Source organism: Atopobium fossor DSM 15642, from assembly GCF_000483125.1.
Classification (GTDB): domain Bacteria; phylum Actinomycetota; class Coriobacteriia; order Coriobacteriales; family Atopobiaceae; genus Atopobium; species Atopobium fossor.
In genome coordinates this window covers 1-13,602 of record NZ_AXXR01000003.1, presented here as the reverse complement: position 1 = coordinate 13,602, position 13,602 = coordinate 1, and the positions used below count along the sequence as shown (strand labels likewise).

Here is a 13,602-nt window from a genome sequence, read left to right as displayed (position 1 = left end):
TGAGGTAAACATGGCAGAAAAGAATATGCAAGACAGCTGGATTCAATCCTCTTTGTTTAGTGATGTTGAGCCACAAGAAGTTGAGGAGTCTGCTGGTTTTCAGGTTACAAAAAATCAAACCCCTGCTCAGCGTGCGGCCCAGCTTAACGAGTTATTGAGCCATGCTGCATATCAGTACTATGCGCTCGATGATCCAGAGATGACAGACGCACAATTTGATCGCCTGCTTATAGAGCTACAGCATATTGAGGCTACGTATCCTGAACTTGTTACGCCCCAAAGCTATACTCAGCGCATTGGTGGATATGTATCAGAACAATTTGCTCCTGTTCAGCATGCTCAACGCATGTATTCTATTGATGATGCCATGAATCTTGAGGAGCTTGATGAGTGGTTACGTCGTACAGAAGAGTCTATCGGAGCAACAGGTAATGTGGCCTATACCTGCGAACTTAAGATTGATGGTCTAGGCATTGCTCTAACCTATACGGATGGTCAGTTTGTTCGTGCGGCTACTCGTGGTGACGGTACAACGGGTGAAGATGTAACAGCAAACGTACGCACCATTCGTGATATTCCTTCAAAACTTGCTCGTGAAGGCCTTATTGCGATTGCCGATAAAGGCTTTGGACAAAGCGTTGAAGTTCGTGGTGAAGTATATATGCCTCGTCGCAGCTTTGTGCGTCTGAATGCACAAAATGACGAGGCAGGACGTGCTCCATTTGCAAATCCTCGCAATGCAGCTGCTGGTTCTTTGCGCCAAAAAGATGCAAAGGTAACAGGTTCCCGCGACTTGGGAACGTTTATCTATGCTGTGGCAGATGAGTCAAACCTTAACCTTTCTTCTCAGCATGCTTTTTTGCAGTGGTTACGCAACTGTGGTTTCTCGGTAAATCCACATGCTCAACGTGTAGAAGGCGCCCAAGCCGTTCATGACTACTGTGCTGCTGCTTTGCAGATGCGCGATGAGCTGGACTATGACATCGATGGTGTAGTGGTAAAGGTAGATGATTTTGAACTTCAAAATCATTTGGGTTTTACGGCTCGCGCACCTCGTTGGGCTATTGCGTTTAAATTCCCACCCGAGGAGCGCCAGACAACCTTACGAGAAATTCGTGTTCAGGTTGGTCGTACGGGCGTGCTTACGCCTGTAGCAGAGTTTGATCCCGTAACGGTTGCAGGCTCTACCATTGCTCGTGCCACCCTGCATAACATCGATGAAGTACGTCGCAAGGATGTACGCGTGGGGGATACCATTGTGGTTCACAAGGCAGGTGATGTTATTCCTGAAGTAGTGGGCCCTGTTTTAAACGGTGATTTACAAGCAGAACATGAGCAGCGTCCCCTGTGGGATATGCCGCGCATTTGTCCAAGTTGTGGAAGTCCCATTTTACGTGAAGAGGGAGAAGTGGCGTATCGTTGCGTTTCTATCGATTGTCCTGCTCAAGCAACTGAACGTCTCATTCATTGGGGAAGCCGCAAGGCTATGGACATTGATGGTTTGGGAGACGAAATAGTAAGGCGCTTGGTTGAACGAGGCATTTTGAGCGACGTTGCAGACTTTTATGACAAGCTCACCGAGGAACTTCTTGCTGCTACGCCAACGGGGCGCGTGTATGAAACCAATACAGCAGACCATATTGAAGGAGAGCAAATCCTGCTTGGTCATACCATTGCACATAAGATTATGAATCAGGTGCTGGAGTCTAAAGCCCGCGGTCTTGCACGTGTCTTGTTTGGCTTGGGAATTCGCTTTGTTGGAGAGCAAGTGGCTCGCTCTTTAGCAGATTCATTTGGCTCTCTTGAAGCTCTTCGCTCGGCTTCAAAAGAACAAATTATGCAGGTGGACGGCATTGGTGAGAAGCTTGCTGTATCCATCAAAAACTTTTTTGCTGTTCCAGAAAATATTGCGGTTATTGAGCGCTTGCGCAGCTGTGGTGTAACGCTAGAGCAACCTTGTGTTAAGACAGCAGATACAGCAGAACAAACGCTTGCCGGACTTACTTTTGTGCTTACGGGTACCTTGGAGACTATGAAGCGTGATGAGGCGGGTGCCGCCTTGCGTGCTTTGGGTGCTAAAGTTTCCGGTTCGGTTTCTAAGAAAACCAGTTATGTAGTTGCAGGTGCTTCTGCTGGTTCTAAGCTTGTTAAAGCACAAGAGCTGGGTGTTGCTGTGTTGGATGAGGCTGCTTTACAACATATCCTTGCTACAGGAAGGATCTAAATGAGCCGCATAGTAACTGAAGGCTTCATGCCTTTTTTGGGTTACCAAACCTATTACCGTATCGTCGGCACTTGGACAGCACATACTACGCCAAAACATGCGCCAATTATTTTGTTACACGGAGGTCCTGGTTCTACACATAATTACATGGAGCTTCTCGATAGCCTTGCCGATGATGGACGTGCAGTTATAAGTTACGATCAGCTGGGTTGCGGTCAGTCTTTTGTGGATGGTCATCCCGAGCTGTGGCAGGCTCAAACTTGGGTGGATGAGCTGCGTGCATTAGTGGAGTATCTAGGTATTACGGAGTTTCACCTGTTGGGGCAGTCTTGGGGTGGCATGTTGGCGCTTACGTATTTGGCGGATTATCAGCCGCAAGGTGTGCGTTCAGTTGTGCTTTCAAGTACGTTACCTTCATCGCAGTTGTGGGGCAAAGAAAATCATCGTATGGCGCGGATGCTTCCTGCGCAGGAATGGGAGGCGCTTAATCAGGCCGAGAAAACTGGTGAGTATGAATCGATAGCCTACAAACAAGCTATTGATCACTATATGCAGTTGCATTGTTGCGATAGTGTGTATGGACAAAACGCACCAGAGTGTTTGCGCCGACCTAAGAAGTCGGGTATTGAGTGTTATGAAACTGCATGGGGCCCCAATGAGCTTATGCCCCAAGGAACACTCAAAGATTGGGACTATACAGCTCAGTTACCAAACATCAAAACGCCAGCACTTATTGTGAGTGGAACCGATGACCTTTGCACGCCACTCATTGCAAAGACCATGTTTGATGGCTTACCCAATGCTCGTTGGGAGCTTTTTGAAGGTTGTCGTCACATGTGTTATGCGGATGATACTTCCAAATATGTACAGCTTATACGTGCGTGGCTTAAGGAACATGACAAGTTCTAGTAAGATGGTTTATCTGATTTGTCTAGCTCATCAACATTGCTAACTATTGTTATTCCAAGTAGCTTACCAGCTCATTCTTGTTGCGTGATGCTTCATGCATAGGAGAAGGGTGAGCATTTGTAGATGGCCAGCCAACCGGAAATGCAGCAACGAGCTCATATCCAGTGAGCTCAGGCAACTCTTGGATAAGGGCAGGAACATCAAAAGAACCAAGCCAAGTAGTGCCAAGTCCCAAGTCTGCAATGGCAAGCATAATATGCGTGGCAACAATAGAGGCGTCCACTTCTGCAAAATTTTTACCATCGTAGCGTCGTGTCCAAGCTTCATCTGTAGCTGCGCCAACTAAAAGATAGGTGTGTGCACCAAAATCGTAGCGGGTGTGACGTGTGAACTTTGTAACTGCATCACCTGTTAAAACCCACAGTCTAAAGGGTTGTTTATTTACGGCAGTTGGTGCCGCAAGTGCAGCATCAATGATCTTCTCGATAAGCTTGGGGTCTACTGGCTTGTTGGAAAACGAGCGGCATGAATAGCGCTCGTGAGCCAAACTTGCAAAATCACTCATCTAAAATCCTTTGTTTGAACGCTCAAATGTTGTGCTGTTGGGTACTATTGTAGAGATAAACAAGCGTTTTGGGAGGAACTATGACGCGCAAATCAAAACTTATGCTTGCGGGAATTATTGGAGCTGCGGCCGCAACTGCTTCAGTCACTGCTGCACTGGTTGCCCGTGCTTGGGTGCGTCATGACCCTCATCTTATTCGCTCTACGGCCTATGGTCCTGCATTGGTATATACCAGCTATGATCAAAAAGGCACTCCTGTGCGCCTGCTTAGTGTTGGTGGCGCAGTGCAAAGTGCCAGTTATATGGACCAAAATCGCTATGAGTTGCCCTTTGAGTACTTCCGTGCGTTTGCTCGTGCAACACATGAGGCTGGCTTACAGGTAAAACGTACGCTTGTCTTGGGCGGCGGCGGATACGCTTATCCTAAGTATCTTATTGCTCACGATAAGGACGTGAAGGTAGATGTGGTGGAAATCGATCCAGAGATTACGTCTATCGCACATCGTTGGTTTTATTTAGATGCGCTCAAACGCGAGTTTAAGACTCAAATTACAGGACGCCTTACTAACATTTGCGCAGATGCAGTTTCGTATTTACAGTATACAGATGCCGATTATGAGGTCATCATCAACGATGTCTTTGCTGCTGGTCTGCCGGTAACTTTGCTGGTGGGGGAGACAGGTGCTAAGACCGTACATACACATCTTACTCCCTGTGGCTTATATCTCATAAATTATGTTGTTGATAAGACCGGTCTATCTGGACTTCAAAAAGTAACGAGCATTCTGAGCAACGAGTTTGAACACGTGCATATTGTTGACGCTTGTGATGAGGAGTTTAGTAACTCAGAAAATTATCTTATCATTGCCACTGACGGTGACTATGATTTCTCAAACACTATTGGGTTTTAGATACGCATCGTACAAGAATTAACTATCTGCTAAACATATTGCGCAGGGTAAATTCTGCCTGAACAGTACGGAACATAAGGTCAACATCTTCCAAACCCAAGTGCTTCTCGGATTGTCCTGCTGCTAAGGTTTTGCGACGGCGTGCCCAGCTTTCAAGTGAAGCAGGCCTTTGCTCGTGGGGCAGAATTTTGGTTTCGGGATCTACGCGGCGGCAGATGTCACGTGTATCAATAGGAACAATTTTACCTTCCTTGCGAGCTTCTGCATAACCGTCAATATGCAGCATAAACCACGAATCTTCAAAGGCAGCATTATGTGCCATATAGGGAAAACGCGTAAGTGTTGCCAAAAGTGCTGCCTGCATCTTTTTATCTTCCCTAAAGGGTGTTTTGTCTTCTACATCAGACCAGCTAATGTGGTGAATATGAGCGAGAGGAACGCCCTTTTCTTTATACATGTTAGGTAGTCCGCAGTAAGCAAAGTAAGGATTAGTTGGTTGAGTATCTGCAGCAAGTTGCATAAATTCAAGACCGACATTTACGATGTAGCCGCGATCTGGCTCGCGTGAAGTAGTTTCTATGTCAATTCCAACTACCATGCCAGAAATAGGTGCTGCAAGGTATGCCATGGTCAGTTCATTAAGACCTAAACCTGCTTCTTTGGCAACAATTTTGGGATTGCGATGCTGCATTGCAGCAACACCGCGAATCAAATCCTCATCAGAAAGACGTGGCGCTAAGCTTGTGCCACGCACATTTTGTAGACGCTCAATACCAAAACTATCGCAAGTAGCTCGGTTGCGATCTGCTAAGGCACGAACAATCTCAAAATCAAAAGGATCATCAGTGCCAAAAGAGGAACGCCAAGCAGCAAGAAGCTGAGAAATGGCATCTTCATTAGCTGCACGATCTGCCGTAAGAGTGGCATCATCCATAAAAAAGCCAGGTAGCGAGAACGCATTTGCACGTTCAAGTGCTTCACTCAAGTTCATATATACATCTCCCGTTTTGAGAGCAAAAGAGTAAGTCTCGTTAAGCCTACCAAAGTTGTGCGCTGCGCGTGTGCAGATTACACGTTCCATTGGATAAATGTTGACCACTCAACATTCATTGCTAAACTGTTGACTTGTCAACAAGAAAGGAGGTAAAACTTGTCTCAGTCAACTCAATCAATCCAACCCGCGCAGTCAGAGCGTTTTGAGACTTTTTCAAGTCTCATATCTGCGCTCAACAAAGAAGTACAACGTCTTAAAAAAACAGAAATGGCTCGCTTTGGTTTGCAAGGAACCGATGCCATGTGTTTAGTGTGTCTTGCCAAGCACCCCAAAGGTATTCCCAGCGCGGATATTGCGCGGGCTATTGGTGTGGACCGTGCACTGGTTTCGCGTTCGCTAGCATCGTTGATGCAAAAAGGTTACGCACAAGCGCAGCAGGATCATGGTGTGATGGGGTATCGAAGTCCTGTGCTTCTTACCAAAAAAGGAAGGGAGCTTGGACATCGGATAGAAGAGGTTATTAATCGCATGGTAGGCCTGGCTGCAGACGATCTTGCTGGGGAAGATATCGTGGTTATGTATCGTGTACTTAAACAAGTCCTTGCAAAAATAAAGGTGTTATAGCACGATAATGCCAATATTTAGCAAGCCAATCGCGCATTTGCGCGGAATAGTACACATCGCTTAACCGCGCTACTACAAAGGAGAAACTGCATGGCCATTCGAATTGTTTGCGACTCAGGCGCCGACGTTTCCGATCTCCAGCACGATCAGCTTACTGTTTTACCATTATCCGTTGCGTTTGGTACAACCACGTATCTGGATGGAATTGACCTTACTAACCAGCGCTTTTATGAGTTGCTTATGGAAACAGATGTCATGCCAACCACCGGGCAAGTCACGCCGTATCGTTTTGACCAGGCTTTTGCACAGGCGCGTGAAGCGGACGAGAAAGTCGTGGCAATTACTATCTCTTCTGTTTTGTCGGGCACCTATCATAGTGCGGTGACTGCGGCACAGTCTTACGGCAGCAACGTCTGTATTATCGATACACTTAATGCTTCTATGGGTACGCGTGCAATGGTTGAATATGCACTTGAACTTGTCGATAAGGGTATTGAGTTTGAAGCTCTGTGCGAAGAGCTTAACCGCAGTGTAGAGCATCTGCATGTCTTGGCCCTTCTTGACACCTTAGAATACCTGCATCGTGGTGGCCGTTTGCCAAAGGCAGCGGCAACTTTGGGGACCTTGCTCTCCATTAAGCCCGTCATCACTACGCACGAAGGCGCGGTTTCGCTGGTAGGAAAGGCGCGTGGTTCCAAGGCAGCCAACAATTTGCTTGACCAACTGGTTGAAAAGAGCGGTGGCATTAACTTTGGTTTGCCCATGTGTGTTGGTTATACCGGTCTGGATGACACACTTCTTAGGAAGTATGTTCAGGATAGCGCTGCGTTGTGGAAGGGCAATGTCAATCAACTTGTGTTCCACTCTATAGGTGGCACCATTGGTACGCATGCTGGCCCTGGCACCATTGTCTTAGGTTTCTTTGCCAATAAATAGAGTATGTATGTCGTCTGTGCAGTTGTGTGCAGGCGACATATGTTTGTTTATGACAATTGCATAGCTCTATCTGCGTTTATTGCATTATTTTGTGGAGCTGCTGTTATGGGTGTGTTACCGGCACATGTCTATTGCGCAGCAATCAGCTGCTTAAGCATGCTAATAAATTCTTGAGCATGTTCGCTTAGCTTGCGCTGACTATGAGTAAGATAGCCCACGTTCATAATCTCGTCTGTTTCCAGCGGAATGGACACAATATGTGCAGACATCTCGTCAGACAGCATGCCAGTTGAAATCAAAAATCCATTGTAATTTGCCAGCAAGCTGGTCATAGTTCCACGGTCGCTTACCACTACATTTTGTGCGTGGGGTATGTAAGAAAACGGTTCTTCCGATAAATACAGTGAGCTTTGTGTGCCCTGTTCAAAGGTGTAGCGCGGCCAGCTGGCAAGTGCAGAAACCTTAATGGAAGGCAGCGCAGCAAGTGGATGATCCTTACGGACAAAAACATGCGGTTTTGCTTTGTATAGTGATGCAAATTTAAGGTTATTCTCGTCAAAACGCCTGCGCAGCGCTTGCTCGTTATAGGAACTCAAAAACAAAATGCCAATATCTGACCTGAAATCTGCAACGTCATTAATAATATTGGTAGTGCGGGTTTCGCGTAGGATAAAGTCAAAACCACTTCCTTCTTGTGTGCGCACAAATTCTGTAAACGCGCGGACTACAAATGCGTAATGCTGTGAGCTTATCGATAAGCGCTGTTTAAGTTGGTCAGGGTGGCCAGCGTAGCGACTTTGTAGCAAATCTGCTTGTTCAACAACCTGGCGAGCGTAACCCAAAAACTCAACACCCTCACGGGTAACACGGATGCCCTTGCTGGTGCGCGTAAAAATAGTGATACCCAGCTCCTGTTCGAGGTCCTTAACTGCAACCGACAAACTTGATTGTGCAATAAAATGTGTCTTAGCAACCGAGTTCATTGAACCACTTTCGGCAATAGCAATTATGTACCTGAGCTGCTGAAGATTCATGTTCTTTCCTTTATACGCATGCTAGTATGAGACAACAACAGGTAGACCACGCTTACGTACACGCTGAGCAATGCCATCTAGTATTGCGGGTGCTACCTTTGTAAGTGTAGGTATAGGTACTTCGCGCGCAATCGTGTAGATAAATACCTGCTGTGGGTCAATCTTTTCTAGTGCATCCAACCATGGGTTTACATATACTTCGCCAGTGTTATCTGCACTTACGCCTGCAAGCTTGCCGCTTACAAAAATGGTTTGAATCTTTATGTGGCCATGAAAAGACGCGTATGTTGTAATGCGTTCATTCACATCATATGGTCCTTGTGGCTTATTAAGAAGCTCAATGTAGGTTGCATCCACGGTATCAAGCTTCAAAATATTATCATCTACCTGCATCAATGCATGAAAAACGCTGGGTTTATCGGCAAACATGCCATTGCTTAGTACACTTATACGCGCAGCTGGTGCATAAACAGTACGTAGTGCGCGTACCAAATCAACTGCTTGTGCAAATATAGGACTTGCCGTAGGTTCACCATTGCCTGCAAAGGTCAGGACATCAGGTTGTGTCCCGTTTGCAGCCATGCTTGCGAGTTTTTTCTTAAGGGCATGCTCAAGTTCATCCAAGCTAACATAGTCATTGCTTGTACGTCGTTGTTCATTCAAGCCATTTTCACAATATGCACAGTTAAACGAGCAAATCTTTCCCGTTGCAGGCATCAAGTTAATCCCTAAAGAGATTCCTAAGCGACGGCTTTGTACGGGTCCAAAAACAGGACTGTCATTCAAAAAAGTAGGCATCAATTCCCTCCATCTTGATAATACAAAAGAAGGGAGCAAAATCCGAGCAATTCATCCTGTACGGTCATTTCATATGTGGCAATCGTACAAAATGGATACGTTTACAAAAAACGATGGCCACTCAAAGAATGACCATCGTCCGCATTGTCTCCAACTTGGTTGGAGGTACTACCTACTATATCCTAATTTGGGATGATGCGAAACTCGGATAATAATTTCCTCATGGATATTTCAAGTAATCAGACAATCGGCAAGAATCTTAAGTCCATCCGCTGTGCGCATGGAATCACTCAGCTTGATTTGGCGGAGAGGCTTAACGTAAACCAGTCTTTCCTCAGTAAGCTGGAAAGTGGAGAGCGTGCACTTCGTGTATACGAAGTCCGTTGGATTGCAGAGGTTTTAGATATGTCTGTTGCAGATCTTGCTACAAAACTCAATGAGGGTATCTCATCTGAACCTAACTTTTAAAAACAAGTTCATCCTTGCTTGAAAGTGACTCATCAAACGTATAACCGCGTCCATTAAAGTTGCGTAGGTCATCGAGGGATTCGACGCCTTTCTCAGCACACCAACGAATAAAACTTCCGCGTGCAGCCTTAATTTCTGGCGCACGCATAACAAGTTTGCCTGATTTTTGATCTGGCGATAAGAACGAACAGGTTATGGCCCGATCTGTCACGTAAGGTAGCACTGCTTGCGAATATTCCTTAGATGCCAGATTTACAAGATATACATCATCTGCTTCATCCATAAGTGTGTGTGCAAGCAAATCTCCCCACCACTCATATAAGTTTCGCGATCCATCCATAGTAAGTTTTGCTTGCATTTCCAGCCTATATGGACAGACGCCGTCCAGTGGTCGCACTAATCCGTACATACCAGAAATCACGCGTAGATGTGTTTGCATCCATTCAATTTGTTCTTCTGACATGACTGAAGCAGCAATATTGGTGTATTGAATGCCGTTATAGCTGCAAATTGCGGCACTGAGCTGCTCAAAAGGCAGCTGCAAACCCTCCTGCAGTGCATCAAGTTGTTGCATAGATTCATGTGCTAAACGCTCAGAACATGCCCATAACTTGTGAAGTTGCTCAAAATCCATTTGGTGCAAATGAGCTGCGATGATACGGGCCTTCTCAATAAACTGTGGCAAGGCAGTGGCAAAAGGATACTCCTCAGTGGTTTGCATTTTCTTTGCAGGTGAAGTTATAAATCTCAGTGCCACAGTGTCATCCTTTTACAGTTTGTTACTTCTCATATTGTTGATATTGTATTTCGTGTTTTTGCGAAAGCAATGACGTGCTTACTTTTGCGTCTATGCTCTAAAGTAGTTTGTGATGGTTAACGCTGACTGACGCTTACTACTGTCAAGTAGTGTTGCGCTGGTTAATGCCAACTCAAGGAGGTACCGTGAACCCAGCCACTCCATTTTCGCCCGCCGCTTTGGTTGATCAGGTAGATTTGGAAGCTCGTAATGACGATGCCATGTTTGCTAAAGCTGGTATTCCTGATGAGCTCCGTGGCAATATGACTCTATTTTTACGTCTGGTTCGTAAAGTTTTGTCTGAATATGATCCTTCTCTGCGTCAATCGTTTGATGATCTTCTCACAAATACTTTGTTGGTTCACACTCAAAGCTCTGCATCTCCTTTATCCGATGGTGCTAATTCATCCGATGCTGTTACAGCAACTGACACCTCAACATCTTCTATCCAGCCTCCTGCCCCTATCGAAGCGGATTTCAAGAAGGCCGTCGAACTCATTGATTCTTTGCCCGTTGAGCAGGCAACCTTGCTCATGCGCGGGTTTGCAACCTACTTTCATCTTGCTAATGTCTGTGAAGAAAATTATCGTGTTCATGCTCTTCACCTGCGCGAACAAGCTATTTCTTCCGCCACTCTTACATATGACCCCATTAATGATCTTACGGTGGCATACCGTCGCTTGATTGATGAATGCGGGCATGCTAAGGCGTTCTCTTTACTTAAGCGTTTGGAGTTTCATCCTGTATTTACTGCTCACCCAACTGAAGCACGTCGCCGTGGCGTGGAAGGTAAAATTCGCCGTATTGCTGGCCTTCTCAAAGAACGCCCTGCTTTAGGTGGCGCTTCTTTGGCGGAAAACGAACGCAAGATGCTGCAGGAAATTGATGCCATGTTCCGAACATCGCCCATCGGTTTCAAAAAGCCTACACCCGCAGAAGAAGCGGACACCATTCTTGATATTTTTGATAACACCTTGTTTGACATGGTGCCTGAAGTTTACCGTCGCTTTGATGACTGGGAGTTGGGTGACAAGGCCGGTACCGTTCCTCCTGTTTGTCCTGCATTTTTTCACCCAGGTTCTTGGATTGGCTCGGATCGAGATGGCAATCCCAACGTTACTGCCAAGGTAAGTCGCGAAGTTGCCGAGAAGTTCCGTCGTCACATTCTTACAGCTCTTACGCAGCGCACATATTATGTGGGTCGCAACCTCACGCTTGATACCTTGTGTACTAAACCCTCAGACATGCTTATTAACTTGTGGAATCACCAGGTTGAGATGAGCGAGTCTATGACTTCGCGCGCTCAAACGGTAAGCGCCTCCGAGCTACATCGTGCCGTTATGATTGTTATGTCCTATAGGCTCAAGGCAACTATCGACCGCACAGCAGATCTTATGTATAACACTGCAGAGGACTTCCTTAATGATTTGCAGGTGGTTCAAGAGTCTTTGGCACGTGCTGGAGCTCTTCGTGCTGCATACGGTCCTGTTCAAAACCTTATTTGGCAAGTGCAGTCCTTTGGATTTCATATGGTAGAGATGGAATTCCGTCAGCACTCCGTTGTACATGAGCGTGCTCTAGCAGATATTCGCGAGCACGGTAGAAGAGGGGAGCGCGGTGAACTTGCTCCTATGACTCGTGAAGTTTTGGATACGTTCCGTGCCATTGGTTCTATTCAGCGTCGTAATGGTGTTATTGCTGCTCGCCGCTATATTATTTCTTTCTCACAGTCAGCTCAAAATGTGGCAGATGTCTATGAACTTGCTCGTCTGGCATTTGCTCACGAGCAGGATGTACCTGTTTTGGATGTTATTCCGTTATTTGAACAGGTAGAGGACTTAGAAAATGCCGTTAATATCCTTGATGCGATGATTCGTATTCCTGAGGTTCAAAAGCGCATGAGTCAAACCAATCGGCGTCTTGAAGTTATGCTGGGATATTCTGATTCATCCAAAGACGCTGGTCCAACTTCTGCAACCTTGGTTTTACACGCTGCTCAGCAGGCAATTGCTCGATGGGCAGAATGCAATCACATAGATTTAGTATTGATGCATGGTCGCGGTGGTGCTGTTGGTCGTGGTGGTGGTCCTGCAAATCGTGCTGTTTTGGCTCAACCCAAGGGTTCGGTTAACTGTCACTTCAAATTGACAGAGCAGGGTGAAGTCATTTTTGCTCGCTACGGAGATCCTACGCTTGCGCGTCGCCATATTGAGTCCGTTGCTGGTGCAACGCTATTGCAATCCGCTCCTTCTATTGAGGAGATTAATACAGATACGACACATAGATATACACAGCTTGCTCATGATCTTGATGTGTATTCTCGCCAGCGTTACCTACAGCTTCTTAATACCAAGGACTTTGCCGAGTGGTTTTCCATCGTAACACCTCTTACCGAGATTGGCCTCATGCCCATTGGTAGCCGTCCCGCCAAACGCGGTTTGGGTGCTCAGTCTCTTGATGATTTACGTACTATCCCCTGGATTTTTTCTTGGTCGCAGGCACGAACCAACTTAGCTGCTTGGTACGGTCTGGGTAGTGCTTGTCAACAAATTAATGACCTTGAGCTGCTCAAACAAGCCTATGCTGAGTGGCCTGTCTTTACTACATTTATTGATAATATCGAGATGTCGCTTTCCAAGACCGATGCCAGTATTGCTCATATGTATCTTAACCTGGGAAATCGCAAAGATCTCTCCAAGATGGTCCTTGATGAAATGGCTCTTACGCGCAAGTGGGTCCTTGCTATTACTAACAATTCTTGGCCTTTGGAGCATCGACGTGTTCTTGGCCCTGTCATTCGTATGCGACTTCCTTATGTAAATGCATTATCCCTCACGCAGGTGCGAGCTCTTGCAGCTCTTCGCGAGAAGAGCGATAAACTTACTGCTGAAGAGCGCGAGCGTTTTATCTATCTTATCTTGTGTACTGTATCTGGAGTTGCAGCTGGCCTACAAAACACTGGTTAGTTTCCAGCCATTCTTTGGCTCATATCTTACTGCTACGTTATTTCACATCTTATAAAAGCTACGCACACTAAGGGGCAAGTCAATTACAACTTGCCCCCTTTTATATATACGTATATACGGCTTAGCTTTTCATCCTTTTTGCCCCTCAATATAGCTAAATTCTATAATGCCTTTTCAGACGTATATATGCCCAAAATTTTATCCAACTCCTCATATCTATTATCGAGAAATGCCAGGTAAAGTGCTATGAGATAGATTGGACGGCAATATCTAGTCATTTCATATTTGTGTCCATAATATGAATCAACACAAATCTAGTCTTGGTACTTGAAACACCCAAAAGGGGTGTGTATATTAATACATCGCACGCGGTGATG

The 13,602-nt window shown here is 45.9% G+C and carries 12 protein-coding genes; 7 read left to right on the top strand and 5 right to left on the bottom strand.

Annotated features, from left to right (window positions below):
- Nucleotides 1–10: 10 nt before the first annotated feature.
- Nucleotides 11–2,224 (top strand): NAD-dependent DNA ligase LigA, encoded by a 2,214-nt coding sequence (gene ligA, locus G469_RS0100060; RefSeq protein WP_028263309.1) that lies wholly within the window; start codon nt 11–13, stop codon nt 2,222–2,224.
- Nucleotides 2,225–3,133 carry a proline iminopeptidase gene (pepI, locus tag G469_RS0100055; protein ID WP_028263308.1) on the top strand — a complete coding sequence of 303 codons (909 nt, stop codon included), beginning with the start codon at nt 2,225–2,227 and terminating at the stop codon, nt 3,131–3,133.
- Nucleotides 3,134–3,182: 49 nt separating this feature from the next.
- Here the strand turns inward: pepI and G469_RS0100050 are convergent, their stop codons facing one another.
- Entirely contained in the window at nt 3,183–3,698 is a 516-nt protein-coding gene (locus tag G469_RS0100050) for a nitroreductase family protein (RefSeq protein WP_028263307.1), read from the bottom strand.
- Nucleotides 3,699–3,778: 80 nt separating this feature from the next.
- Here G469_RS0100050 and G469_RS08780 point away from each other — a divergent pair, with 80 nt between their 5' ends.
- Nucleotides 3,779–4,609 carry a spermidine synthase gene (locus tag G469_RS08780; RefSeq protein ID WP_051353643.1) on the top strand — a complete coding sequence of 277 codons (831 nt, stop codon included), beginning with the start codon at nt 3,779–3,781 and terminating at the stop codon, nt 4,607–4,609.
- Between the two features lie 22 nt (nt 4,610–4,631).
- Here G469_RS08780 and G469_RS0100040 read toward each other — a convergent pair whose 3' ends face one another.
- On the bottom strand, nt 4,632–5,600 hold the full coding sequence (locus tag G469_RS0100040) for a 3'-5' exonuclease (RefSeq protein WP_028263306.1): 969 nt from the start codon (nt 5,598–5,600) through the stop codon (nt 4,632–4,634).
- A gap of 159 nt (nt 5,601–5,759) precedes the next feature.
- Between G469_RS0100040 and G469_RS0100035 the strand changes: the two genes are divergently transcribed.
- Nucleotides 5,760–6,227, top strand: coding sequence for a MarR family winged helix-turn-helix transcriptional regulator (locus G469_RS0100035; RefSeq protein ID WP_051353642.1), 468 nt, complete (start codon nt 5,760–5,762; stop codon nt 6,225–6,227).
- A gap of 90 nt (nt 6,228–6,317) precedes the next feature.
- Nucleotides 6,318–7,163, top strand: coding sequence for a DegV family protein (locus G469_RS0100030; RefSeq protein WP_028263304.1), 846 nt, complete (start codon nt 6,318–6,320; stop codon nt 7,161–7,163).
- Between the two features lie 128 nt (nt 7,164–7,291).
- On the opposite strand, the gene G469_RS0100025 is transcribed toward G469_RS0100030, so the two are convergent.
- Entirely contained in the window at nt 7,292–8,197 is a 906-nt protein-coding gene (locus G469_RS0100025; RefSeq protein WP_028263303.1) for a LysR family transcriptional regulator, read from the bottom strand.
- A gap of 21 nt (nt 8,198–8,218) precedes the next feature.
- On the bottom strand, nt 8,219–8,995 hold the full coding sequence (locus tag G469_RS0100020) for a radical SAM protein (RefSeq protein WP_028263302.1): 777 nt from the start codon (nt 8,993–8,995) through the stop codon (nt 8,219–8,221).
- Between the two features lie 222 nt (nt 8,996–9,217).
- Between G469_RS0100020 and G469_RS0100015 the strand changes: the two genes are divergently transcribed.
- Nucleotides 9,218–9,463, top strand: coding sequence for a helix-turn-helix domain-containing protein (locus G469_RS0100015; RefSeq protein ID WP_028263301.1), 246 nt, complete (start codon nt 9,218–9,220; stop codon nt 9,461–9,463).
- Here the strand turns inward: G469_RS0100015 and yaaA are convergent.
- On the bottom strand, nt 9,453–10,220 hold the full coding sequence (gene yaaA, locus G469_RS0100010; protein ID WP_084522241.1) for a peroxide stress protein YaaA: 768 nt from the start codon (nt 10,218–10,220) through the stop codon (nt 9,453–9,455). The two genes, G469_RS0100015 and yaaA, sit on opposite strands and share 11 nt — an antisense overlap.
- A 260-nt stretch (nt 10,221–10,480) precedes the next feature.
- Between yaaA and G469_RS0100005 the strand changes: the two genes are divergently transcribed.
- Nucleotides 10,481–13,225 carry a phosphoenolpyruvate carboxylase gene (locus tag G469_RS0100005; protein ID WP_051353688.1) on the top strand — a complete coding sequence of 915 codons (2,745 nt, stop codon included), beginning with the start codon at nt 10,481–10,483 and terminating at the stop codon, nt 13,223–13,225.
- Nucleotides 13,226–13,602 lie beyond the last annotated feature (377 nt).

Coding starts and splice junctions, on each gene's coding strand:
- G469_RS0100005 (WP_051353688.1), top strand. CDS start 10,481: ATGTTTGCTAAAGCTGGTATTCCTGATGAGCTCCGTGGCAATATGACT.
- G469_RS0100015 (WP_028263301.1), top strand. CDS start 9,218: ATGGATATTTCAAGTAATCAGACAATCGGCAAGAATCTTAAGTCCATC.
- G469_RS0100050 (WP_028263307.1), bottom strand. CDS start 3,698: ATGAGTGATTTTGCAAGTTTGGCTCACGAGCGCTATTCATGCCGCTCG.
- G469_RS0100020 (WP_028263302.1), bottom strand. CDS start 8,995: ATGCCTACTTTTTTGAATGACAGTCCTGTTTTTGGACCCGTACAAAGC.
- G469_RS0100040 (WP_028263306.1), bottom strand. CDS start 5,600: ATGAACTTGAGTGAAGCACTTGAACGTGCAAATGCGTTCTCGCTACCT.
- G469_RS0100025 (WP_028263303.1), bottom strand. CDS start 8,197: ATGAATCTTCAGCAGCTCAGGTACATAATTGCTATTGCCGAAAGTGGT.
- G469_RS0100030 (WP_028263304.1), top strand. CDS start 6,318: ATGGCCATTCGAATTGTTTGCGACTCAGGCGCCGACGTTTCCGATCTC.
- G469_RS08780 (WP_051353643.1), top strand. CDS start 3,779: ATGACGCGCAAATCAAAACTTATGCTTGCGGGAATTATTGGAGCTGCG.
- pepI (WP_028263308.1), top strand. CDS start 2,225: ATGAGCCGCATAGTAACTGAAGGCTTCATGCCTTTTTTGGGTTACCAA.
- ligA (WP_028263309.1), top strand. CDS start 11: ATGGCAGAAAAGAATATGCAAGACAGCTGGATTCAATCCTCTTTGTTT.